The organism is Gemmatimonadaceae bacterium, assembly GCA_020852815.1.
GTDB lineage: Bacteria > Gemmatimonadota > Gemmatimonadetes > Gemmatimonadales > Gemmatimonadaceae > SCN-70-22.
In genome coordinates, this window is the sequence record JADZAN010000035.1 from 12,429 (window position 1) to 37,361 (window position 24,933).

The window sequence follows — 24,933 nt, forward strand, 5'->3', positions numbered from 1 at the left end:
CGTGCCTACGCGACCAGCGCGCGTGAACTGACCCCGGCCGGCTTCTTCGCCGCGTCCGGCGACAGGGCGCCCTTGCGGTCGGTGACCAGCGCGAGGATCCCCAGGCCTAACGCGATGATGGCGGCGTAGCCTCCCGGCCCCGGGATCGACGTGGCGGTGAAGTTCAGCAACTGCTTGGAGCCGATCAGCGGGGGCTGGTACGACATCCCCGGTACCTTGATGATCGCATTCTCCATGTCGAGGTCGTGCCCGTACTCGTACTCCCACTTGTAGAAGTCGGCGAGGCCGGCGACGGCAATGAGCAGGAACGTCATCACCCACGCCTGCGCCAGGCGGCGCTTGCCGACGGCGGCGGCGCCAAGTCCCGCGGCCACCAGCACCCCGACGATGAACGGCATCAGTTTCAATTCCGGGATCGTCTCGGGGACGATCCGCTTCATCCCGATGTAGTGGTTGAGGTTGTTGATGTTCTCGAGGTCGTTTTCCTTGGCCCCTTTCACTGTATTGATCCAGATCTGCATCCCGATCCCTTCGGGGTACTGCGGCGCATCGAGGAACACGCGCCAGATCGGCAGCACGAACATGCCGATGAGCAGGACGGCGGAAAGGGCAATGAGGATGCGGGAACGGTTGGACAGCATGTCAGTCACGCACTCAGAGGGAAAAGAAAGGGGACGGGCCGGTGGTGCGCCCGCCCCCCGTTAGGCAAGCGCTTACTTCGAGCCGACCGGAAGTCCGGCTTCGGCGAAGGCAACCTGCGACTTCTTGCTCGTCGTGGCCTGGAGGGCCACCGCCGCGCCCGACGGCGCGACACGGACATACCCCTGCATCTCCTGGTGCAGCGCGCTGCAGAAGTCGGTGCAGTAGAACGGATACACGCCAGGGTACTTCGCCACCCACGTCAGCGTGCGCGTCTGGCCGGGCATCACGAGGAGTTCCGAATCGTTAGCCGAGCCGATCGCGGCGAAGCCGTGCGGGACGTCCCAGTCCTGCTCCAGGTTCGTCACGTGGAAGAGGACCGTGTCACCCGCCTGCACCCCCTCGATGTTGTCCGGGGCAAAGTGCGAACGAATGGCCGTCATCTTGACGTGCACCGTCCTGCCCGAGCGCGACACACCGGTTTCCTGCTCGGTGCGGGCCACGTACGGGTGCTTGTTGTCGGCCAGCTTGAAGAACTTGACCTGCTCCGTCTTGATCTTGCTCGCCAGGATCGCCTGCGCGTAGTGCGGCTCGCCGATGGTCGGGAAGTCGAGCAGGAGCTTCATCTTCGGCCCGGTAATGTCATACAGCTGCGCCGACTGCGTGAGCTCCGGCCCGGTGGGCAGGTAGCGATCCTTCGTGATCTTGTTCATTGCGATCACGTACTTGCCGTACGGCTTCTTCGTGTCGCCGCCGGGGACCGTGAGGTGCCCGATCGAGTAGTACGTCGGGACGCGGTCGGCCACCTTGCAGTCCTTCAGCGACCACTTCACGATTTCCGACGTGATGAAGACCGACGTATAGGCGTTCCCCTCGGCGTCGAACTCGTTATGCAGGGGGCCGAGGCCCGGGTTGGCCACTTCGCAGTACATCGTGGCCTCGTAGTTCAGCACCGGAATCGTCGACACTTCCTTCTCGAACTTCTTGTCGGCAATCGCCTTCTGGAACTTGGAGAACGAGTGCACCGGGATGACCGTCGCCAGCTTGCCGCCGCCAACGATGTACTCACCCGTCGGGTCCACGTCGACGCCGTGCGGCGACTTCGGGGTCGGGAGGTAGTACACCAGCCCGGGGCAGTCCTTCGGGTCCAGGACCTTGACCGAGTTCTTCATCTCGGTCGTGGCCATGTGCGTCGCCATGTTGTACGTGTTGTGCGCGTAGCGCGCGTTCCACGTCTTCGACTTCCCCTGCGCCACGCACTGCTCGCCCGCCTTCCAGTTCACGGCGGCGATGTAGTCCTTGTCGTTCTTCGACGCGTTCACTTCGAGCTTGGTATGCGCCTGCTCGGTGTTGTACGACGTGAAGAAGACCCAGCCATGCGACGGGCCCTTGCCCGGGCGCCCGAGGTCATAGTCGAAGCCGGGCATCAGCACCTGGAAGGCCACGTCCATCTTCCCTTCCTCGTTGGCCTTCACGAAGGAGATCGTCCCCTTGAACTCGTCGGCGAACTTGTCGAACCCGACATCCTTCTGGGGGATCGGCACGGAGAAGCGCGTCGCACCGACGATGTACTCGGTGTTCTCGGTGGTGAACGGCGCCCCGTGGTTGCCGCCCGTGTTGGGCAACTCGATCGTCTCCGTCGTCTCGAACGACTTGAGGTCGATACGCGCAAAGCGCGGCGTGTTGTTCGCATTGATGAAGAGCCAGCGACCGTCGTGCTCGCCGCCAGTCATTGACAGCGACGGATGGTGCGTGTCATCCCACGGCACCATTCCCCACGACGTGTTCAGCATCGCCCGGGTCTCGGTGTTGTAGCCGTAGCCGTTCTCCGCGTTTTGCGAGAACACCGGGATCACCTTCAGCAGTCGTCCCGACGGGAGGCCGTACACGCCGACCTGCCCGGAGAAACCGCCCGAAGTGAAGAAATAGAACTCGTCGTAGCTCCCGGGAGCGACGTACGTCTTGGATGCGGCATCCCCGAGGTTGCCAATCGCCGAAGACTTGGCCTTGGGGGCGCACGCGTAGAGCAGCATCACGCTGGCGACAACCGCGCCAGCAGACGCCATGACGCCCGATTTCCGCGTGAAGGACATAGGTAGACCTCTCAAAACAGAGAAGAACAGGTGGGAGTCGCATACGACCGTGCGGCCGCGGAAAGCGGCGTCGTCGGATCGCGGTAATAGCTTCGTCGTACCTGCAGGTTATGGGGGTAGTGGAATCCTCTATTTTTCGTAGAGGTTTATGGCCCTCCAGTTGGGGCATTCTCCGACCGCATAGCCGCGCCTCGGTCCTACCTTTTGCGCCGGAGTCCGTCTGCCCTTCCCAAGCTTCACTGGAGTCGTTATGCGCCTCACCCGCTTCACCGACAACGCTTTGAGGGCGCTCGTCTTCCTGGCGCTCGATCCGGACGATATTCCGACGGTCGGCGAGGTTGCCCGGAAGATGGGGATGTCCGAGGATCATCTCCTGAAGGTCGTGCAGCGGCTGTCGCAGCTCGGCTACGTCAAGACCATCCGCGGCCGCAACGGCGGGATGCGTCTCGCCAAACCAGCGGCAGAGATCGTCGTGGGGGAGGTCGTGCGGCGTACGGAAGATAACATGTCGCTCGTCCCCTGCTTCGATCCCACCGAAATCAACTGCCCCATCTCCGCCGCGTGCGGTCTCGCCCCGGCGCTCGACTCGGCGCTGCAGGCGTTCCTCACCACGCTCGACCGCTTCACCATCCAGGATCTCCTCGGCAAGCGATCCGAGCTGCGCCAGCTCGCCCAGTTCCCGGACGACGAAGTACTCGCGACCGAGGGCGCCCGGTAACAATACGAGGCGGCGCCGGGAGTTCCCGCCCCGCTCCGCGAATCACGCCTCACCCCGACGGCGCGCCAGTCCCATGACTGGCGCGCCGTTCGCGTCCCCCTCCCCCGCGCGGGCGAGACGAGTTCGACCGTTGCGCGTCAATACAGCGTGAAACTCCTCGTTCTCAATTGCCACGAGGCCTGGATCCACCAGCTGGGTGTGCTCCGGGCCGAGCTCGATATCGTCGTCGGTCTGCCGGGGCGCTACACGCGCGGGTGGGATGATCACATGCGCCCGCTTCCCGCGCTCGCGCGCCTGGTCACGCTCGATGACGTGCGCTGCGGCACGGTGCAGTACGACTGCGTCGTGAACCACAACATCACCGACCTGCTCGACACCAAGTTCGTCGATGCGCCCAAGCTCCTCGTCCTGCACGACACGCTCGAGGGACGCATGGCGCAGCAGGACGCCGACTTCGACGCGCGCGACATGCGCGCCGTGCTCAACACCTACCTGGCATCCGTGGGCGGACACGCCGTCGCCATCTCGCGCTCCAAGGCCAAGTCGTGGGGGGTGACGCACGTCGTCGTGCAGAACAGCGCCGATCCCGAGGCGTATCTCCCGCACGTGGGCGACGTGGCGTGCGGGCTGCGCGTGGCCAATCACGTGACCTCCAAGCGCGTCTTCCTGGCGTGGGACTTCCACGAGGAGGCCATGGCCGGCCTCCCTCTGCGCATCGTTGGTCACAACCCCGAGCTTCCGGGCGTGGCGCCGGCCGACGATTGGGATCACCTCAAGCGCATGCTGGCCTCGCATCGCTTCCTGGTCCATACCGCCGACCCGCGCTACGAGGACGGCTACAACATGGCGGTGCTCGAGGCCATGGCGGCCGGAATGCCGGTGCTGACCAACCGTCACCCGACCGGCATCATCGAACATGGCGTGACCGGCTTCGTGGCCGAGACGCCCTTCGAGATGCACGCCCACGCCGAGCGCCTGCTGGCCGACGAAGCGCTGGCCCACGAGCTGGGCGCCAACGGCAAGCGCTACATCGAACGCCACTTCTCTCCCGACCGATTCCGCGTGGAGTTCGGGAAGGCAATCCAGGAGGCAAGGAAGAAGTGGGCGCGCCGGAGGGGGAAGTCGATGGCGCGGTAGGGGCGGAGGAGGGAGAGCTTGCCCCGGCGAGGGCTGGGGGGAGGCGGGAGTGGCGGCCGCGGTGCGGCCGCCGTTTGCTTTTCCCGGGGGTAACCGAAGCCGCGACGCGCCGAACCCAGCCCCCCACGTACCGAACCCAGCCTCCCACGCCCACCTTCCCAGCGAAAGCTGGGACCCATTTGTCCTCGGCACACGCGCGATCGGCTGCTTCGGGGGCCAGTGACCGCGACACGAAAAGCTCGACACGGAGGTTCACGGAGGCGACACGGAGGCACACGGAGGAGACGCGGAGGCGTACGGGGGGGGACGCGGAGGCGTACGGAGAAGAGGAGGCGCACGGAGGAGACGCGGAGGCGAACGGAGGCGCACGGAGGAGACGCGGAGGCGAACGGAGGCGCACGGAGGAGACACGGAGGCGAACGGAGGCGCACGGAGGAGACACGGAGGCGTACCGAGGCAGCACGGAGGAGCATAGAGGAGACACGGAGGCGTACGGAGGAGACATGGAGCCGTTCGGAGGCAACCGAAGCAGTGCCGCCACGTACCGAACGCAGTCCCCCACGTACCGAACCCAGCCCCCCACGCCCACCTTCCCAGCGGAAGCTGGGATCCATTTGTCCTCGACACACGCGCGATCGGCTGCCTCGGGGGCCAGTGACCGCGACACGAAAAGCTCGACGCGGAGGCGCACGGAGGAAGCACGGAGGTAACCGAAGCAGTGCCGCGACTTGCCTCGATCCTCAATGCGATGCTCGAGACGCAGCTGCGACGGCAGGCGTGGCCACCACCACCGTTTGACTTTGGACACAGCTACTCCGTGTCGAGCCTTTCCATCGCCAACCCCGGCGTCATACGCAACCGGTCGCGCGCGACGTGAGGACAAATGGGTCCCAGCTTGCGCTGGGACGGTGGGGCGCGGTACTGGCACTCACCCGCGCCTCTAAACGTCCACAGCTCTTCCTCCGTGATGCCTCCGTGATACCTCCGTGATACCTCCGTGTCGAGCTTCTCCCCCGAACCCCGTGTCGAGCCTTTCCATCGCCAACCCCGGCGTCACATACGACCGGTCGCGCGCGACGTGAGGACAAATGGGTCCCAGCTTGGCTGGGACGGTGGGGCGCGGTACTGGCGCTCACCCGCGCCTCCAAACGTCCACAGCTCTTCCTCCGTGATACCTCCGCGTACCTCCGCGTACCTCCGTGTCGCGCTTTTCCCCCCGAGCTCCGTGTCGAGCCTTTCCATCGCCAACCCCGGCGTCATACGCAACCGGTCGCGCGAGACGCGAGGACAAATGGGTCCCAGCTTGCGCTGGGACGGTGGGGCGCGGTACTGCCACTCAGCCCCGTCTCCAATCGTCCACAGCTCTTCCTCCGTGATACCTCCCTGATACCTCCGCGTACCTCCGTGTCGAGCTTCTCCCCCCCGCGCGTCTCCCCCCGAGCTCGTCCCTCGAGCCGCCCCACCGCCCTCGCCCCCCCAACCCCCCCGCCAGTACCTTCCCGCGCATTCCTTCATCCGCACGAACTCCATGCGCGCGCTCCTCTCCGTCCTCTGCACCCTCGCTCTCGCGACCCCGGCTCTCCACGCCCAGCCCAAGCCGGGTGACTTCACCCTCCCCGAGTACCGCTTCGCCTCCGGCGAGGTGCTGCCGAACGTCCGCCTCCACTACCTCACGTTAGGCACGCCGCGGCGCGATGCCACGGGGAAGGTTGCCAATGCGGTGATGATCCTCCATGGCACCGGGGGGACGGGGTCGCAGTTCCTGGGGCAGGGCTTCGCCGGGGAGCTGTACGGGAAGGGGCAGCCGCTCGATACCACGCGCTTCTTCATCGTCCTCCCCGACAACATCGGCCACGGACAGTCCAGCAAGCCGAGTGACGGGCTGCACATGAAGTTCCCGCACTACGGCTACACCGACATGGTCAACCTGCAGCGCCTCCTCCTGTCGCAGGCGCTGGGCGTCGAACGGCCGTTCATGATCATGGGGACGTCGATGGGATGCATGCACGCCTGGGTGTGGGGGACGCTGTACCCCGATGCCCCGCGCGCGCTCGTCCCGCTGGCCTGCGTCCCCACGCAGATTGCCGGACGGAATCGCATGATGCGGCGCATGATCATGGACGCGGTCATGCAGGACCCCGAGTGGAAGGGGGGCGAGTACACCTCGCCGCCGCGCGGGCTGCGCTCCGCACTCGGCATGCTCTTCATGATGTCGTCGGCGCCGCTGGTGCAGCAGCGGCAGGCCCCCACGCGCGACGTGGCCGACTCGGTGATCCGCGCCTATCTCGATGCGCGCATGAAGGTCACCGACGCCAACGACATGCTCTACCAGTTCGATGCATCTCGCGACTACGACCCGTCGCCGCTTCTCGACCGCGTGGTGGCCCCCGTGCTGCACATCAACTCGGCCGACGACCAGGTCAATCCCCCGGAACTCAGGCTCGCCGAGCCGCTCATTGCCCGCGTGAAGAGCGCGCGCTTCGTGATGATCCCCATCAGCGACCGCACGCGCGGGCACGGGACGCACACCATGCCTGTCATCTGGGGCGACGAGCTGCGTCGCTTCATGGCGACGCTCCCGCCAGTGGACGGGGGGCGGTAGCCCCGTTTTCGGTCACCCTGACCGAGCGAGCGTGGCACCGATATGGCGGTAGGGGCGAGGCACCCCCGTTGGATGACCTCGCGGGGCATGAGTCGTCCCTCAGGTAATGCGACAAGCTCTGCCATATCGCCCCCGCTTCAACGCACCGCCGGCCGCCAAGCGCCCGACGCCCGCCCTGCATCGCCTGCATCCGGGGCACCGGCAGGCGGCGCGGCTGGCGCCGGCGACGGGCTCGCGCGGGCAGTTGCCCCGCCTGGCGTGGCTCGCCTGGCCGGTCCTGGGGGCGCTGGCGCTGGCCCTGGTCGCGCGCGCCCTCCCGGCCCAGCGCACGGTTCGTCCCGTTCGTGGTGAGACGGGCTTCGATCGCGCCCTGGCGGTGGCGACGGCCGACAGCGCCTGGGCGCGCATCGCGCACACCTACTACGACACGACCTTCCACGGGCAGGACTGGAACGCGATCGGGCGAACGCTTCATGCGCGCGCCGCGCGGGCCCGCGACATGCGCGAGGTGCGCACGGCGATCGGCGAGATGTTTGCCGCGCTGGGGGAGTCGCACTTCGTCCTCATCCCGTCCGATGCCATTGCCACCTGGGCCGATGCTCCCGTCGACGGCGAAGCGTTAGGCGATGTGGGGATCGAGTTCCGGCTGCTCGACAGCACCATCGTCGTCTCCCGCGTTGCGCCCGACGGAGCGGCGGCGCTGGCCGGCGTGCACCCCGGGTGGACGCTCACCAGCCTTGGCGACGTCGACGTGGCCGCCTTCATGCGCGAGCGTCTCGACGTCCCGCGGGGGCCGGCCCGCCGCCTCGCCGAGTTGCAGCTGCCGATGTCGCTCATGCTGCGAACGCAGGGGAGCGTTGGGTCCACCATGCGCGCCACCTTCCGCGATGGCGAAGGCCGCGTGCGACGCGTCGAGGCGGTGCGCCGCGCGGTGCCGGGCGAAGTGGTCCGCTTTGGCCACCTCCCGCCACAGGTGGTCCGCTTCGAGACGCAGCGCTTTTCCGACGACCGCGGATGCGTGGGCGTGATCCGCTTCAACGTCTGGATGTTTCCCGTCATGGCCAGGCTCGACGATGCCATGGTCGACTTCCAGCGCTGTCGCGGCATCGTGCTCGACTTGCGCGGCAACACCGGCGGCGTGACGGCGATGCTGCAGGGAATCGGTGGATACTTCGTCGACACGGCCACCTCGTTCGGGACCATGTCCACGCGCAGCGGGGCGATGCAGTACATCGCGACGCCGCGCCGAACCGATCGCCGCGGTGCCGCGTTTGTCCCTTTCGGGGGAGCGGTCGCCATCGTGCTGGACGGGCTGTCGGGGAGCACGTCGGAGATGTTCGCGGCGGCGATGCAGTCGATGGGACGCGCCCGCATCTTCGGCGAGCCGAGCGCCGGCCAGGCGCTCCCCGCCATGCTCGCCAGGCTCCCCAACGGCGACGTGATGCAGCACGTGATTGGCGACTTCACCACCGCCGACGGGCGCCGCATCGAGGCGCGCGGCGTGACCCCCGATGTGCGCTGGCCGTTGCGCCGCGCGGCGCTCCTGATGGGGCGCGACGAGGCCTTCATGGACGCGCTGGCGTGGACCGGGGCGGCGACGGTGACCACCGCCTCCCTCTCGTCGGCGGCGCGCTGACCGCTGGGCGTCGCGTTGGCCCTGGGCGGCGGCCGCCGAGCCGTGCCGCCCCCGTTTGCCCCCGGTTGCAACCTGCGCCGGCCGACGCACGTAGGATTTCGGCGAACGCCCCCGTGTCCCGCTGGTATTAGCTTTCTGCCGGGCGCTGGTCGGAGAACCGGCGTTCACCCACACTCTCGGAGATCCCGAATGTTCACTGTTTCGCTCCGTATGCCGCGTACCGTGCGCGCGCTTGCGGCCGTCGTCATGGTCCCCGTGGTTGCCTCGGTTGCGAGCGCGCAGGCGCTGCCGCCGGCCAAGGACCTCATCGCGCGCTGGGCCAAGGAGACCAACGCCGATGCGTGGAAGACGCACAAGTCCTCGCGCATGAAGGCGGCGTTCGACATGCCGGCGATGGGGATGAGCGCGACCATGGAGACGGTGACGATCTTCCCCAATGCGATGGCGTCGAAGGTCGACCTGCCCGGGATGGGGGAGATGCGTCAGGGGTTCAACAACGGGGTCATGTGGATCCTGAACCCGATGCAGGGGCCGTCGGTCGTGACCGGGGCGCAGCTCGACGCGGCCAAGGAAGACAACGACCCCAACAACTACTCGCGCATCTCGACGGCCATCGTCGCCAGCGAGACGGTGGAGAAGGCGACGTTAGGCGGGCAGGAGTGCTACAAGGTCAAGCACACCTGGAAGTCGGGAAAGGTGTCGTTCGACTGCTTCGGCGTGACCGACGGGATGATCACCTGGTCCAACGCCAAGGCGTCGACGCCGATGGGTGAGGTGGAGACGACGACGACCTTCGCCGCGTACAAGGACTGGGGCGGGATGAAGCGCGCCACGACCACCACCATCGACCAGATGGGGCAGCAGATCGTGATCACCGTGCAGGCGTACGAGTGGGACACGGTCGACCCGAAGGAGATCGAGGTCCCCGCCGAGATCAAGGCGCTCACCGAGAAGAAGCCGTAGGCGGCGAGCGTCGTGAACGCGAAGAACCGTTGGTTCTGGTCACTTGCCGCCACCGTCCTGGTGTGCGACGTGGTGACCAAGCGGATCGCGGAGCAGGCGTTGCAGCCGCGGCACGTCCCCCACGAGATCGTGGGGGACGTGTTGCGTTTCACGCTGACCTACAACCGCGGTGCAGCCTTCAGCATGTCGCTGGGCGACTACTCGCGCTGGGGCTTCGCCATCATGGCGGTGATCGTCCTCACGGTGCTGTGGCGCACGCTGGCCACCGCGCCCGACACCGACCGATGGCAGGGGGCCGCCATCGGCCTCGTCTCGGGCGGGGCGCTGGGGAACCTGGTCGATCGCCTGCGGCACGCCGAGGGGGTGGTGGACTTCATCGACATGGGGATCGGCGACACGCGGTTCTGGACCTACAACGTGGCCGACATGGGCGTCACCTTCGGCGCCATCATGCTCATCATCACGATGCTCCAGGCTCCCAAGGAGCCGGCGCCCAGCGAAAGGCTCCTCTGATGCTGTTGCTCCCCTTCGTGCACGCCGCGCTGGTGGCGACGTCGTGCGTGGCGTCGGCGCCTGCGTCGCCGGCGCCACACAACTCGGCAGCTGCAACCGCGGCGATCTCCGGCGCGGCGATCCCCGACTCCACCTATCGTCGCCTGTTCGAGTCCGGCGTGACGATGGACGCCTTTTTGGCGGCGGCCAGGCAGCGCAAGGAGCAGTGGGCCGCCAACTACGCGCGCGGTGCGGTGCCCGACGCCGTCCTCACCGCGGCACGATCTGCTCCCGGGCCGTGGAAGCTCCTCGTAGTCGCCGTCGACGGGTGTTCCGACTCGGTCAACACGGTGCCATACATCGCGCGGCTGGCGGAGCAGGTCATGGGCGTGGAGCTGCGCATCATCGACAGCGCCGCGGGGCGCGTGGTCATGGACGCGCACCGCACCCCCGACGGCCGCGGCGCCACGCCGACCGTCGTCCTCCTCGACGCCACGTTCAGGGAGCGCGGCTGCTTCATCGAGCGCCCCGCCGAGCTGCGCGATTGGATTTTGGGCAACAAGGGAAAGCAGGCGGACAAGGACATCATGGACCACAAGATGACCTGGTACGACACGGACGCCGGCCAGCGGACGGTGGCCGAGGTGGCCGAGCTGATTGCGGCTGCCGGGCGTGGCGAGGTGAAGTGCTGACCTACATCCTGGGCTTCGCCCCCATCGCCAGGTAGTCGAGCGCCAGCGTCGCGAGCGCCTTCATCCCCGGTACGAGCGCCGCTTCGTCGGCAAAGAAGCGGGGCGAGTGGTTGGGCGCGACCTTGGCCGGGTCGGTCCCCTTGGGCGTGACGCCCAGGAAGTAGAAGACGCCGGGGACCTTCTTCTGGTAGAGCGAGTAGTCCTCGGAGGTCGTCGTCTGCCGCCCCACCTCGACCTGGCCGGCGCCTAACGCGCGCCGCAGCGAGGGCGCCATTTTCTCGGTCAGCGGCGGGTCGTTGTAGGTGACGGGCGTCCCGCGATCGAACGTGATCTTCGCCGTCGCCCCATTCGCCTCGGCCATGCTCGTGATGAGGCGCGTGAACTTGGTGCGGATCGAGTCGCGTGTGGTTTCGTCGAAGGTGCGAATCGTCCCGCCAAACTCCACCGAGTCGGGAATGATGTTCACGCGCACGCCGCCGCGGATGTAGCCCACGGTCACGATCGCCGGCGTCAGCGTGAGGTCGACCTGGCGACTAACGATCGATTGCGCCGAGGTGATGATCTGCGAGGCGATCGTGATCGGGTCGACGCCGTTCCAGGGGAGGGCGCCATGTGTCTGCCGCCCGTGGATCACGACCTTGTACGTGTCGCCCGACGCCATGAGCCCGCCGCTGCGGTAGACGATCTTCCCCGTCTCGAACGGGAAGACGTGCAGCCCGAAGACGGCGTCGACCCTGGGATTGTCGAAGATCCCCTCTTCCAGCATCACCTCCGCCCCGCCGCGCTCGCCGGCTGGTGCTCCTTCCTCCGCTGGCTGGAAGACAAACACGACCGTCCCTTGCACCTCCTGCTTCATCCCGCTCAGCAGCTCGGCGACGCCCATGAGGATCGCGACGTGGTTGTCGTGCCCGCAGGCGTGCATGACGCCCACCTCCTGCCCGTTGTAGGTCGAGCGCACGGTCGACTTGAACGGGAGGTCGACTTCCTCAGCCACGGGGAGCGCATCCATGTCGGCGCGCAGCGCGACGACTGGACCGGGCTTCCCGCCGCGCAGTATCCCCACCACACCCGTCTTCGCGACCCCCGTCTTCACCTCGAGGCCGAGCTTCTGCAGGTGCTCGGCAACCAGCTTGGAGGTGCGGAACTCGCGGTTGCCGAGTTCGGGGTGCTGGTGAACGTCGCGTCGCCAGGCGACGACCTTGGTTTCGAGCGCGTGCGCGCGCTTGTCGACTTCGGCGTCGAGCTTCGAGGTCGCCTGGGCGGAGAGGAGGGCGGGGAAGGCGAGGAGGGCGGCGGTCGTTAGGCGCATGTGGCGGGGCGGGCGCGGGAGGGAGAAGGCGAACTGCTGGTTACCACGGCGGACACCGCGGGGAAGTGCAGGGGGCTGGGGTCCACCCCGAATCTGACCGAGCGGAGACGCGAGCAGAAGGAGGCTTAGGGAATAACAAGAACCATCGCGCGGTTCGTGGGTGGTGCGTTGGCGGGGTGTCCTGTCACGATTGGCCGCTGTCTTCAGTCGACGACAAGGCGAACTGCTTCGTTACCGCAGAGAACACGGAGGGGAAGTGCAGGGCGCTGCGTCCACCCCGAATCTGACCGAGGGGGAGGCGAGCGAAAAAGGCTTTGGGAAGAACATGAACCAGCGCGCGGTTGGTCGTCGGTTCGCGATGCCCTGTTTCAGCCGGAAGCCTTTGTGGAACGACGCGTCCCATCTGTCCGCACTCGTCCGCGTGTTGTTCCTAGCGGGCACAGCGGCGCGGCGCGATGCCGCAGCACACCCGGATAGCCGGCGAGCAGATGAAGAGGTCACGCGGATACCAGCCGAGCGCTCCGCAGCCGGTTCGACTGTGCCCCATACGTGACTCCTGACACCTGTATCCGCTGCTGTCGAGCTTGACCGCAGTTGTTCTGTTCGTACATTCGCACCCAAGAAACTTCACAGGTGCGTTTGGTACGCGATGGGTGTGTGCACCAGCCACTCCTTCTCACACCGTCGTGGCATTTGCAGGCTTCGGGGAGTTGGCCGAGAGAGAAGCGCTATGGAGGTGCGAATCCACGGACATGGAGCTCGGAACGTCGCTTTCGCCGACTGGAAGAGCACGCGGCGTCTGCGCAACCGTCCGTCGCGATTGCAGGCAGCTGGCGCCAATCTCGCCAGCTGCAGCTTCTTGATGCTCCTTACGGCGCTCGCAGCGTGTTCGTCGACTGCCGTTGATCCCAGCGATGGACTGAACGGGATCGACGTCGGACTACCTGCACGCACGCGTGCCCCCGATCTCGCACGCCTCACGGAGCGCACGCGTCGCGAGGGAGGCAACGTTTTTGTGCGGCTCACCGGTGAACCAACCGCCCTCGCGCTCGAGGTGCTTTCCCGCGCGGGCCTCACTGCAGCGCACGTGCCGGACCCGCCGCCGGGCATCGTCACGTTCGACAGCCTGCGCATCGCCACCGTGTGGGGGTTCGCATCAGCGTCAGCGATCTCGCGGATCGCCGCGCTGAGATTCGTGATCATGCTAGAGTCGTCGAGCGATCCCGATGGCATTGGCGCGATGGTACTCGCGAGCATCGCGAACGCGTCCTCCGAGTCTCCCGTGGAGCCGTGTACCGTGGATCGCAGTCCGAGGTTAGGCATGCGCTTGTACGGCCGCGGGTGCACGGCGTTACGGAGACTGCACCAGGAATCCAAGCTTGAGGGAGGGATGTGGCGATGACGAGACGCAGAATTGGCAGGCGTCGCGACCTCTACGGGGTCGCCATGTTGCTCACGCTGAGTGGATGCGAGGCCGATCACGATCCGATCTCAGTCGCAAGTCAAGTCGTTCGCGCCCTGCGGAGGTAGCGCTCTCCCGTCGCGTGACGGAGGTGGACACTGCTCGGTTGATTCGGCGCTTTCGTCAGCGCGGGAGAGGGCCTGTCTTTATCACCCTCACAGGCGAGCCGACCGAGCCGGCAGTCGCGGCGCTGCTAAACGCAGGTGCAAGAGCCCCGAGCGGAGCGTCACGTATCGTGCGTTTCGACAGCCTCAGAATATCCACCGTTTGGGCCGACCTCGACGCGGCTAGCATAAGGAAGGTTGCGTCGCTTCCGTTCGTCGCTCGCATCGAGTCCTCGGAAGACGAAGACACTATTGCGGGGTCGTCGAGCGTCCCCGTGAATGCTTCCGCTAGCGATGTGCATTGGAATCTCGCTATGGTGAAGGCCCCACAACTGTGGACGAACTTCGGGATCACCGGCGAGCGTCAGTTAAGTGGGGGCGCTTGGATCAGCAGCGCCATCGCTGTTCTGGATGAGGGTGTCGACTAACGCTTGGCCTATTACTCCGCATCTTGGCAGTTCTTCTCGATTCTTCAGTACTCGTACAACTTCAGCACCGACCCCACACCAGTCTACCTCGGGCAGCACGGCACGGACGTCGCCAGCTTTGCCACAGGTGAGCCTGATGGATTGTGGGGTGCGGGAGTGGCCCCACGCGCCAACATTCGGCCGTACAAAGTGCTACCCGCCACCGGGACGTCGACTGATTGGGGACCGGTGGTCTATGGACTCAATCAAGCGTACGCCGACGGGGTTTCGGTTGTGAACATGAGCTTCGGGAACTGTGGCGCTCTTCCGCCAACCTCTGTCGCTGCCGCGCTTCAGCAGTTCACCTCGCGCGTGCCCGTGGACGCTGCCAATCCTGGCATCGGCGTGAATCTCGTTGCGTCGGCAGGCAATGGCATCTACTCGGTTTCTGGGTGCTCCACCACGGCTCCGTCCTATCCTGGCGCGTATCCGCAAGTGCTGTCGGTCTCGGCGATTGACTCCGTGAAATCGCGCGGTGCTTACCCGGACCTTTCCTCGGGTGCGACCATCGACATCTCGGCGCCCGGCATCTGCGTGAACGGATTGCTCGTGGGCGGCGGAGCGAATCCGTGTATCGTAGGTACGTCGTTCGCTGCGCCCCACGTGTCAGGAATCATCGCCGCGATTCGCGCGAAGTATCCAACCTGGTCGGCGAGTTTCGTGGCTCAACGATTGCTCGCAACCGCGACGCCCATTCCGGGCCAGGCGCTACCAACGGATCCACGTTTCGGTTACGGACTCCTCGATCCCGTCGCCGCAGTGAACGTACCTGCTCCGTCGGTTTCGATTGCAGGCCCGAGCAGCGTCCGGCCCAATGTCCTTTGTACTTGGACCGTCAGCGTCAGTGGCGGCGTACCCGCGTACTCGTACCTTTGGTCACCTGGTGGAGCCACGACGTCGTTCGTCGAGCGCAGCTTCACATCGAGCGGTACGTTGTCGGTCACGGTCACGGATCAGGCGGCGCACTACGGTCAGGCAAGCAAGAACGTTACGGTGTCCGCCAACGCCCCTTTGTGTCAGGTGTAAGGTGCTGACCGTCATGCGAGGGCGAGCGCGCAGGTACCTGTCGGTGCGTTCGCTCCGCTTCTGCATTCGCTCCCGTCATGGCGAGGTTCGCAGCGGTCCGTGCCGTCGTCCTGCTCGTATCACGGAGTTGCATGATCTCGGCTTGCACGGTCTCGGTGTTCGGCAGGAACGGCCGTCAGCAAAGGGCGACCATCTCCTTCTCCTCAAACGCGTAGCCGACGGCTGTCGCGACGAGGCCTACTGAGCCCTCCAGATCCGCGCGTGATCTCCCGGGATTCTCGGACGACCCCAAGCAAGAAAACCACCTCCACACCATCCCCCACCGAATCTTCGGCGTGGCCCTACCCCCCCTGCACTTCCCCTTCGTGTCCTCCGTGTGAAGAAGATCTTCCCCTTCTCTCCATCACACGTCACCAACCTCGCGCGCCGAACCAAGCCGACCATCCCTCACCCCCGCGCAACCGGCGCAAAGAAGTTCACCCCGCGCACATTCTCGTCGATGGCTAGCGGCCGCTGCAGCGGCGGAAAGGCGCGCGCCTCGCAGTGCATGCGCTCGCACGTGCGGCAGGTGACACCCACCGGGACCGCCGCGTCGACGTTGGTCAGGTCGATGCCGTCGGCGTAGACCACGCGCCGCGCCGAGGCCAGGTCGCAGCCTAACGCGACGGAGTACATCACCGCGGGGGTGCGGAAGTCGCCGGAGTGGCGGCGCACGGTGCGCGCCACGGAGAAGAACGACGTGCCGTCGGAGAGACGCGAGAGCTGGGTGTGGAACATCCCCGGCTGCAGGAAGGCGGCGTGCACGCTCCACAGCGGGCACAGCCCCGAGAAGCGCGGGAAGCGCATCCCGGCAGGTGCAAACTTCTTGGAGATATTCCCGGCAATGTCCACGCGCACCATGTGGAACGCCACCCCCTCGCTCCCCGGCTTGCGCAGGTTGGTGAGGCGGTGGCACACCTGCTCGAACGAGGCACGGAATCGGTGGCCCAGCAGCTCGATGTCGTAGCGCAGCTGCTCCGCGGCCTCGAAGAAGTCGTCGTACGGCATCAGGACCGCCGAGGCGAAGTACGATGCCAGCGCCACCCGTGCCAGCGCGCGCGACTCGTCGGTGGTGAGGTACTGGTCGGCGACGATGCGCTCCAGCGTCTCGCTGCACTCGAGGAGCCCGATCTGGTGCGCGAGTTGGAAGTTGCGCGACCCGCGCCGCAGGACCTCGCTCAGCGACAGCTCGCGGCGCGCGGCATCGTAACGACGCACTGCGCCTCGCATCTCGGCCACCGTGCGGATCATCACGCGCACGCCGTGCCGCCCCTGCAGGTGCCTCGACAGCGACCCGAAGAGGTTCTCGCGATCGATCGTCGCCTCGCGCCACAGCCGCATCGCCTCCTGCTCCAACTCGGGAAAGTGGTTCTTCTGCCGCTCGATGAGGTCCGAGACCTGCTCGCTGGAGAGCCGCACGCGAAGCACCGAGGCGAGATCCGCCGACAGCTCCTCGCTCCCGCCGTCCTGCGTGTCGGCCAGTCGCTGCGCCATCGAGTCGAGCGAGGTCCGGGTCCCCGTATACGCGTGGTGCAGCTGCACGATGGCGCGCGCCAGCTCCGGCGACGTCTCCGACAGCTCCCGCACCTCGCGCGGCGCGACCGGGTGGTCCTCGAACAGGGGATCGGCGAAGACCTCGGCCAGGTCCGAGGCGAGCGGTGCGTCGGTGCCGGCGGCCAGGTCGCGCAGTTCGAGCCCCAGCACCTGCGCCAGCTTGAGCAGGAGCACCGTTGTGAGCGAGCGGCGGTCGTGTTCGAGCAGGTTGAGGTACGACGGGGAGATCCCCAGCCGCTCGGCGAGCGCCGCCTGGGAGAGGTTCTGCTCCAGTCGGGCCGCGCGTATCCGCCGCCCCAGTCGCAATCGCTCGCTCATGTTGCTCCCCTCGCTTGACCCGGTTCACACTTTACAGGAAACGTTTCCACTTAACGGTAACCGGATCGGCCTCACTGTGAAACGGCGGAGGGGCGCGCACGCCGAACTCGGCCGTCAATTATTGACACAAAGTGGTGACGGCGCGGCGATTTACACGCCGGTTGGGGCCCGCCCGGCCGGGCGCCGAGCCTTCCGTACCACCAGCGCCGGGAGGATCACCATCGCCGCCAGCGTTCCCGCCAGCGTCCCGCCGGCGGTCGCAAGGGCAATCGCGCCGAACAGCGTGCTGGTCTTCTCGCCAATCGCCAGCGGGAGGAGCGAGGCCAGCGACGCCAGCGTCACGAGGACGATCATCCCCGAGCGGTCGACCGCGGCGCGCAGCGTGCGCAGCGCGGTGAGCCGGTGCAGCTGGCGGTTGACCGTCCCGGCGCGGCGGCGCTGCAGTGCGGCGTCGATCATCAGGATCGCCTGGTGCACCGCCAGCCCCACCACGAGGATCACCCCCACCGCCGCCTCGCGCGTGAAGGCCGCGCCGGCAAGCCAGAACGCCGCGATCACCCCGCCTAACGCGATGGGGAGCGAGAGGAAGACCATCGCCGCCCCCCACACCGAGTCGAAGACGATCGCCACCGTCAGCAGCACCAGCGTCACCCCGATCGCAAAGACGAGCCACAGCCCCTTCTCCGACTCGTCAGGCTCGAAGAACCCAAAGCCCGCGTCGGCCACCGAGTACCCCGGCGGGACGGAGATGGACTTCATGAAGGCGTCGTGCGTGCGCTGCGCCAGCTTGTTAGGGCCGCGGAACTCGTAGGCGACGATGCGCACGTACTGCTGGTCCTCGCGCGAGATGGCGCTCAACGCCTCGCGCTCATCCACCGCCGACAGCGAGCCGATGGTGATCGGCGCGCCGCTCGTGGTGGGGACGATCGCGTCGCGCAGCTCGTCCAGCGAACGGTCGCGCGACCCCCGCGCCTTGACCGTCACCGGGATCTCGTCCCCCCCAATCTCCAGCAGTTGTCGCCCCACCGGGCCACGCACCTCGCGCGCCACCGCCCCCGCAAAGGCGGCCGCCGTCACGCCGTATCGTTCCAGCTTGGCGCGATCGGGCTCGATGGTCACCGCATACGCCTTCCCCGTCGAGAAGAACGACGACGAATTGATGTCCACGTCGCGCACGCGCGGGATGCGCTCCAGGCGCTCCTGGAGATCCATCGCCAGCCGCTCCACGCCGCCAAACGAGTAGCCCAGCACCTTGATGCGGAACGTGGCCGAGGAGATCGCGCCCATGCCTGACGAGAAGCCGGGCCCCTGCCCGCGCACGTTCACCGACGCGCCGCCGATGAAGACAGCCCGCTGCGTCAGCGCCTCCTCCAGCTCCTGCGGGATGGCGGTGTACTCGGCGTCGCGCCGGAAGAGGACGCGCATCCCGGCGCCAAAGCTCCCGTAGCTTTGTGCGGTGACCTGCTCCACCCCGGGGCGCCCCACCACCTGCGACTCCAGCTCGCGCATCGCCGCGTCGAGCGATGCGGGGTCGGAGCCGCGCGGGAAGTTGACGAACGCCGAGAGCGTGGTGCGCTGCTCCCCAAAGCCGGAAAACGAGAAGCGGGGGACCTTCTTGATGAACCCCCAGGTGAGCACGCCTAACGTGATGACGGTGAGCGAGAGCGTGACCCACCGCCAGCGGATGGCGCCCAGCACCAGGCGCGCGTAGGCGCGCCGCGAGCGCGGGAACGCCGCCTCGTGCACGCGATGCCCGCGGGCCAGGGCGGGGATCATCACCACCGACGCCACCAGCGACCACCCTAACGCAATGGTGAAGGCGGAGGCGAAGGGGACGAAGGCGGCGCGCGCGTTCCCCTGCAGGTAGAGGAAGGGGAAGAGGACCACGGCGGTGGTCAGCGTTGCACCTGTGACCGCAGGGGCAATGGCGCGCGCCACGCGGGCACGATCGCCCGGCGTGTCGGGAACGGTCCCCAGCCGGTCCATCACGATGAGCCCGTCCTGCACCAGGATCCCCACCCCCATCGCCAACCCGGCCAGCGTGAGGAGGTTGGCCGGGATGTCGAACACATAGAGGAGGAGCGCCGTCCCGGCGACCGACACCGACGCCGAGAGCATGACGAGCCCGGTGCCGCGCCAATCGCGCAACAGGACGAGGAGGACGACGAGGACGAGGCCGAAGGCGATGGAGCCGCGAATGAGGAGGTCGCGCAACTGCTTCGCCAGCTCGACCGAGTCGTCATACACCACTTGCAGCCTGGTCGCCGTGGGGAGGCGCCGCTGGATCTCGTCGATCGCGTTTCGCACCGCGCCGGCGGTCTGGATGGCGTCGGCGCCGGCCAGGCGCGAGACCGAGATGGCGATGGCCGGCTGCCCATTGATGCGGAAGAAGAAGCCGCGCGTGTCCTCCTCCGGGCGCACGGCGGCCAGCGAGCCTAACGCGAACGGGCGCCCCCCCGGGCCCAGGATCGGGAGGTTGGCCAGGTCCTCCACCGCGCGCGGCTGGTCACGCAGCACGACCGGGCGCTCGCTGGGGCCGCGCTGCTCCTTCCCCAGCGCCTGCACCACCCGCGCCCCGCCAATCGCGTCGCCTAACGCCTGCGGCGAGATCCCGAGCTGCCGCAGCAGCGCCGGGTCGTACGTGACCGAGACGCCGGGCTCCGTCCCCCCCTGCACACCAATGTTCCCCACGCCCGGGACCGCACTCAACCGCGGCTCCACCTGCTCGTCGGCGACCTTCTGCAGCGTCCCCGCCGTATACGGCCCGCTGATGGTGAGCGTGAGCAGGTCCTGCTCCGACAGCTCCTCGGGGACATAGTTCGACACCCGCGGCTGCGACGCCCCGGGGGGGAAGTCCTTCCGCAACAGCTCGATCCGCTCGAGGATCGACAGCCGCGCCACCTGCACGTCGGCGTTTGGCTCCAGCTCCACCGTGATCTGCGATCCGTTCTCCGACGACTCCGACCGCGTCTTGCGCACCCCCCGCACCGACTGGATCGCCGCCTCGATGGGGGACGAGATGTACATCTCCAGCAACTCGGCGCTCGCCCCCGTCCACGTCGTGCTGACCGTAAGGCGCGGCAGCTCCACGCTCGTGCGCGTCGCCAGCGGGAGGCGCGTGAACGAGACGAGCCCCGCCAGGAGCAACGTGACGGCGGCGGCCCAGACGACGGCGGGGCGGGAGACGGCGGCGCGAATCATCGAGAAGACGAGAGGACGAGAGGACGAGAAGACGAGGAATTGCTTCTCGCGAACGAGCCATCATCAGCCGCGCACATCGCCCCCCTCCGCCACCCCTCGTCTTCTCGTCTTCCCGTCTTCCCGTCTTCTCTCCAGGGCCGCATACGCGGTCGGCAACAAGAAGAAGGTGACAAGCAACGCCGACACGCTTCCGCCAATCACCCCGGCCGCCAATGGCTGGTACAGCGCACCACCGCTCCCCCAGCCAAAGACCAGCGGCAGCACGCCGGTGATGGTCGTGATGCTCGTCATCGCGATCGCGCGCAGCCGCTGGTGCCCGCCGAGCATGATCGCGTCCTCGATCGAGTGCCCTTCCTCGCGGAAGCGCCGGATCGCGTCGAGCTTTACCACCGCCTCGTTGTCGGCCATCCCGATCATCACCACGATCCCGATCAGCGCGACCGCGTTGAGCGACTGGCCGGTGATCCAGAGGAAGAGGATTCCACCCACCGCGGCCAGCGGGACTGTCAGCATCACCACCAGCGGGACCGTGAACGAGGCAAACTCGCCGGCGAGGACGAGGAAGACCAGCGCCACCGACAGCCACCCCACCAGCGTCAGTTCGCGCGTGGTGCGCTCCTGCTCGGCGTCGGCGCCGCTCACCTCGTAGGTGATCCCCGACGGGAGCGTGAGCGCGGCCATCGTTGCGCGCACGTCCTCGGCGGCGTTGCGCGTTCCCCCGCTCTCGATGAGCCCTTCCACCACCGCAACCGGGCGCTGCCCCACGCGCACCACTTCGATCGGCGCCTGGCGCTCTTCTGCTTTCACGAGTTGGGCTATCGGTACTCCCTTCACCGGCGTCGCCATTGCCTCCGCCAGGTCCTCGTTCTTGAGACCCGCAAAGCGCACGGAGATCGGCGTGCGACGGTCCGTCTCGCGGAAGTCGCTCGACTCCACCCCCCCCAGCCCGCCGGCCAGCGCGTTGGCCACGGCATCCACCGAGATCCCGCGCTCGGCGAGCAGCGTGCGCTGCAGCGTGACCTCCACCACCGGCTGCGTTCCGCCGTTGGGGTCGCGGACGTCGGCCAGGGACGGGAGCTTCTGGAGCCGCGCGCGCGCCGTGTCGGCCCACCGCGCCGCATCGTCCAGCGTGCGCGCACTCATCTCCACGCGCACCAGCCGCCCTTCGCGCCCGATGAGCGAGCCAAACTCCGACTGCCCCGCGAGGTCGAGCGCCAGCGCGCCAGCCGCAAGGTCCGGCACCGCTGCGCGCAGCTTGTCCGCAAACGCCGCCGCGCGCTGCCCCTCGGGCACCGGGACAAGGAGCTGCGCCGTCGCCGACGACCCGGGCTCCGCGCCGGCGAGGATCTCCTCGTCCGTCGCCACCCCGACGCGCGAATAGATCCCCTTGGCCCCCAGCGTCCGCGCCGCCTCCTCGATGCGCCCCACCTGCTGCGTCGTCGCCTCGATCGCCGTCCCCTCCGGCAGATGCAACGCGGCGACTACCATCCCTTCATCCACCTGCGGCAGGATCTCCCGCGGAATGCGCCCCAGCACCCAAACCGTGAGCACGATCGAAGCCGCCGAGATGCCGAACACCGGCCATGGGTTCTTGAGCGCCCAGCGCATCCCGCGCTCGTAGAGGGCTTCGCTCTTCTCGCCGATGCGCGTGAGGAAGGGCGGACGGGAGACAGGAAAGCTCGCCCCAGAAAAGGCTGGTGGGAGACGCGAGTCCTCGCTCCCCTCGCCACCCGCCGCCCTCCCTCGTCTTCTCGTCCTCTCGTCTTCTCGTCTTCTCCCAACGATCATGACCGGCATCAGCGTCAACGCCAACACCAGCGACGCGCCCACGCTTGTGACGACAGACAGCGATAAGTCCCGAAACAACGCCGCCGCGAGCCCCCGAACAAAGATGATCGGCCCAAACACCAGCAGCGTCGTCAGCGTCCCCGCAATCAGCGGCCCGCTCACCTCTTCCGTCGCCTCGATCGTCGCCTCCAGCAACGGACGCCCCTCCTCGCGCTTTCGCACCGCCGCCTCCGCCACCACGATCGCGTTGTCCACCAGGAGCCCCACGCCTAACGCCAGCCCCCCCAGGCTCAGCACGTTGATCGTCACGTCCAGCGCTTGCAGGATCACCAGCGCCAGGAGCACCGAGAGCGGGATCATCATCGCGATGGCTAGCGACATCCGCCAGTCGCGCAGGAAGAGCACAATCACGAACAGCGACAGGATCCCGCCAATCACGATCTCCTGCCCCAGGTTCGACAGCGCATCGACGACGAAGTTGGCCTGCGCGGCCACGATCGTGAGCCCGATGCCGGGAAACTCCTTGCGCAACTGCTCGGCTACGCGCTGGATCTCCCCCGTCACGGCGACCGTGTTGGCTCCTGCGTCCTTGTAGACCACGAGCCCCACCGCCGGCCGCGAGTCGAAACGCGTGAGCGTCTTGGGGTCGGCCACGGTCGTCGTGACCGTCGCCAGGTCCTTGAGCGTGATCCCCGAACCCGCGGGCCCCACGGGGACGTCGCGAATCTCGTCAGGCGTGCGGAACTCGGTCAGCGTGCGCACCGAGAAGCGGAATTGTCCGCGCCGAATCGTCCCCCCCACTCCGCTCACGTTCGCCGCGCGAATCGCCAGCGAAACGTCGTTCGGCGTGAGGGCGAGTGCGCGCATGCGCGCCGGGTCCACCTCGATGCGCACCTCATCTTCCGGCGCCCCCACCACCGCCACGCTCGCCACCCCGGCAATCTGCTCCAGTCGGCGTGCATGCACGTCCTCCGCCGTGCGCGCGAGCTGTCGCATGTCGCCGGCAATCGACATCGACAGTACCGCGATCGGGCGCTCCCCCGGGTCGCTGGTGAGCAGCGTCGGTCGTTCGGCGCGCTCCGGGAGCTGCGAACGGGCGTTGTCCAGCCGCTCGCGTACGTTGAGCAGCGTGGTCTGCATGTTGGTCCCCCACGCAAACCGCGCCGTCGTCGTCGCCTCGCCGTTGCGGCTCACGGAGCGCAGCTCCACCAGCCCCGGCGTGGCGGCAATGGCCTCTTCCACCGGCTCGGCAATGAAGCGCGACACCTCCTCGGCTGCAGCCCCTGTGTAGAGCGTGCGGATGGTCAGCACCGGGAGCTGCACGTCCGGGAGGAGCGACACCGGGGTGCGGCCTAGTGAGACCGAGCCTAACAACACGATCGCGAGGACCGAGGCGATCGTGGTGACTGGGCGGGTGACGGCGGCGCGGGCGAGGGACATGGAGCTGCGCTCTAGAAGACGAGAAGACGAGAGGACGAGAAGACGAGGTGGGGCATTATCGCGAGGGCTTTTGCCCGATCGCCTTTGCGCCGACCGTCGTCCTCTTGGGTTCCTCGGCTTGCACCACCCTCACCGGCGCATCGTGCGTCAGCGTCAGATGCCCCTCCACGATCACTTCGTCTCCCACTTCCACCGGAATCAGCCCGCTCGACGAATCGGGGAGCACTTCCGTCTCCCTCCCGTTGGTCCGGCCGGGCTGGATGTAGACCCACTGCGCGCGCCCGTCCTTCACCACGAAGACCAGGGGGCGGCCGTCGCGTTCGATCACGGCGCGCGCCGGAACCAGGCGGCGATTGGTGAGGCGAGACGCTTCCAGCCGCACGTCGGCGTACATCCCCGGGCGCAGCTTGCTCCCGCCAATCAGGCGCACGTAGGCGCGCCCCGAGCGCGTGGTCGAGTCGATCACCGGGAGGACTGCCGTGATGCGCCCAGTGACCTGCTCGTCAGGTGCAGCGGCGGAGGAGATGAGTGCGTTCCCCCCTTCGCGAATGAGCGGGAGGTCGTGCTCGAGGACGTTGGCCTCGATGCGGAGCGCGCCCAGGTTCACCACGCGCGTGATGCTCGTCCCCGCGCCCACGCGTTCCCCCTGCGAGACATCCACGCGGTCCACCATCCCGTCATAGGGGGCGGCGATGGTGGCACGCTCGCGTTCGAGCTTCGCCTTCTCCAGCCTAACGCGGGCTCCCTGCAGCCCCGAGCGCGTGAGCGCAATCCGTCGTTGGTCGTCGCTCGGCGGTCTGCCGAGTACGATCGAGTCGGGGGCGACCGCGTCGTAGTAGCGCACCTGGGCCTCGTCTACCGCCGCCTGCGCCTCGGCGATGGCGAGGTCGAAGGGGCGCGCGTCGAGCGTGACCAGCGGAGTCCCGCGCTTCACGCGGTCGCCGGGGCGTACCAGGACCTTCTCCACCGTCCCCGCCACCTCCGACTTGAGGAGCGCTTCGCCGTCGGAGCGGACCTGGCCCGTGGTGGTGACCGAGAGGACCAGGTCGCCGTCGCGGGCAGCCGCAACGGCGACCGGGAGGGCGAGCGCGGAGCGCGGGGTGGCGCTGGTGTCGGCGCTGGCGCTAGTGCCGGAGGCGTCGGCGGTATCGGCGCTGGCGGAGTCGCCGGTGGCGGCGCCGCGGAGTTTGTCGCAGGCGGAGAGGGCGAAAAGGCCTGTCACCGCGAGCACAAGGGAGAGGCCGTGGAGTTGG

16 protein-coding genes are annotated in these 24,933 nt (G+C 67.5%); 9 read left to right on the forward strand and 7 right to left on the reverse strand.

The annotated features are described in order from the left end of the window. Positions 1-5: 5 nt before the first annotated feature. Positions 6-650, reverse strand: a complete 645-nt coding sequence (locus IT359_17560; GenBank protein ID MCC6930802.1) for a hypothetical protein — start codon at positions 648-650, stop codon at positions 6-8. A 63-nt stretch (positions 651-713) separates the two neighbouring features. Next, positions 714-2,732 (reverse strand): Sec-dependent nitrous-oxide reductase, encoded by a 2,019-nt coding sequence (gene nosZ, locus IT359_17565; GenBank protein ID MCC6930803.1) that lies wholly within the window; start codon positions 2,730-2,732, stop codon positions 714-716. Positions 2,733-2,982: 250 nt separating this feature from the next. Here nosZ and IT359_17570 point away from each other — a divergent pair, with 250 nt between their 5' ends. From IT359_17570 to IT359_17605, 8 genes are all read left to right on the forward strand, one after another. Continuing rightward, complete coding sequence (locus tag IT359_17570; protein MCC6930804.1) at positions 2,983-3,450, forward strand: Rrf2 family transcriptional regulator; 468 nt, start codon at positions 2,983-2,985, stop codon at positions 3,448-3,450. A gap of 147 nt (positions 3,451-3,597) precedes the next feature. Then, positions 3,598-4,587 carry a glycosyltransferase family 4 protein gene (locus tag IT359_17575; protein ID MCC6930805.1) on the forward strand — a complete coding sequence of 330 codons (990 nt, stop codon included), beginning with the start codon at positions 3,598-3,600 and terminating at the stop codon, positions 4,585-4,587. Positions 4,588-5,305: 718 nt separating this feature from the next. Beyond that, a complete protein-coding gene (locus IT359_17580) occupies positions 5,306-5,464 on the forward strand; it encodes a hypothetical protein (GenBank protein ID MCC6930806.1) in 159 nt (52 codons plus the stop codon). Positions 5,465-6,115: 651 nt separating this feature from the next. Continuing rightward, complete coding sequence (locus tag IT359_17585) at positions 6,116-7,189, forward strand: alpha/beta fold hydrolase (protein ID MCC6930807.1); 1,074 nt, start codon at positions 6,116-6,118, stop codon at positions 7,187-7,189. A gap of 106 nt (positions 7,190-7,295) precedes the next feature. Further along, entirely contained in the window at positions 7,296-8,825 is a 1,530-nt protein-coding gene (locus IT359_17590) for a hypothetical protein (GenBank protein MCC6930808.1), read from the forward strand. A gap of 189 nt (positions 8,826-9,014) precedes the next feature. Further along, positions 9,015-9,788, forward strand: a complete 774-nt coding sequence (locus tag IT359_17595; protein ID MCC6930809.1) for a hypothetical protein — start codon at positions 9,015-9,017, stop codon at positions 9,786-9,788. 12 nt (positions 9,789-9,800) lie between these two features. After that, positions 9,801-10,301, forward strand: a complete 501-nt coding sequence (lspA, locus tag IT359_17600; protein MCC6930810.1) for a signal peptidase II — start codon at positions 9,801-9,803, stop codon at positions 10,299-10,301. Beyond that, entirely contained in the window at positions 10,301-10,972 is a 672-nt protein-coding gene (locus IT359_17605; GenBank protein MCC6930811.1) for a thioredoxin family protein, read from the forward strand. The genes lspA and IT359_17605 overlap by 1 nt, the downstream gene beginning before the upstream one ends. Before the next feature lies 1 nt (position 10,973). Here IT359_17605 and IT359_17610 read toward each other — a convergent pair whose 3' ends face one another. Then, positions 10,974-12,281, reverse strand: a complete 1,308-nt coding sequence (locus tag IT359_17610; GenBank protein MCC6930812.1) for an amidohydrolase — start codon at positions 12,279-12,281, stop codon at positions 10,974-10,976. A 1,997-nt stretch (positions 12,282-14,278) separates the two neighbouring features. Here IT359_17610 and IT359_17615 point away from each other — a divergent pair. Then, positions 14,279-15,340, forward strand: a complete 1,062-nt coding sequence (locus IT359_17615) for a S8 family serine peptidase (GenBank protein ID MCC6930813.1) — start codon at positions 14,279-14,281, stop codon at positions 15,338-15,340. Positions 15,341-15,787: 447 nt separating this feature from the next. On the opposite strand, the gene IT359_17620 is transcribed toward IT359_17615, so the two are convergent. The 4 genes from IT359_17620 to IT359_17635 form a co-directional block, all read right to left on the reverse strand. Further along, positions 15,788-17,251 (reverse strand): DUF2083 domain-containing protein, encoded by a 1,464-nt coding sequence (locus IT359_17620; protein ID MCC6930814.1) that lies wholly within the window; start codon positions 17,249-17,251, stop codon positions 15,788-15,790. Positions 17,252-17,401: 150 nt separating this feature from the next. Beyond that, positions 17,402-20,452 carry an efflux RND transporter permease subunit gene (locus tag IT359_17625; GenBank protein ID MCC6930815.1) on the reverse strand — a complete coding sequence of 1,017 codons (3,051 nt, stop codon included), beginning with the start codon at positions 20,450-20,452 and terminating at the stop codon, positions 17,402-17,404. Positions 20,453-20,515: 63 nt separating this feature from the next. Continuing rightward, entirely contained in the window at positions 20,516-23,680 is a 3,165-nt protein-coding gene (locus tag IT359_17630) for an efflux RND transporter permease subunit (protein MCC6930816.1), read from the reverse strand. Between the two features lie 55 nt (positions 23,681-23,735). After that, a complete protein-coding gene (locus tag IT359_17635; protein MCC6930817.1) occupies positions 23,736-24,902 on the reverse strand; it encodes an efflux RND transporter periplasmic adaptor subunit in 1,167 nt (388 codons plus the stop codon). Between the last annotated feature and the right edge of the window lie 31 nt (positions 24,903-24,933).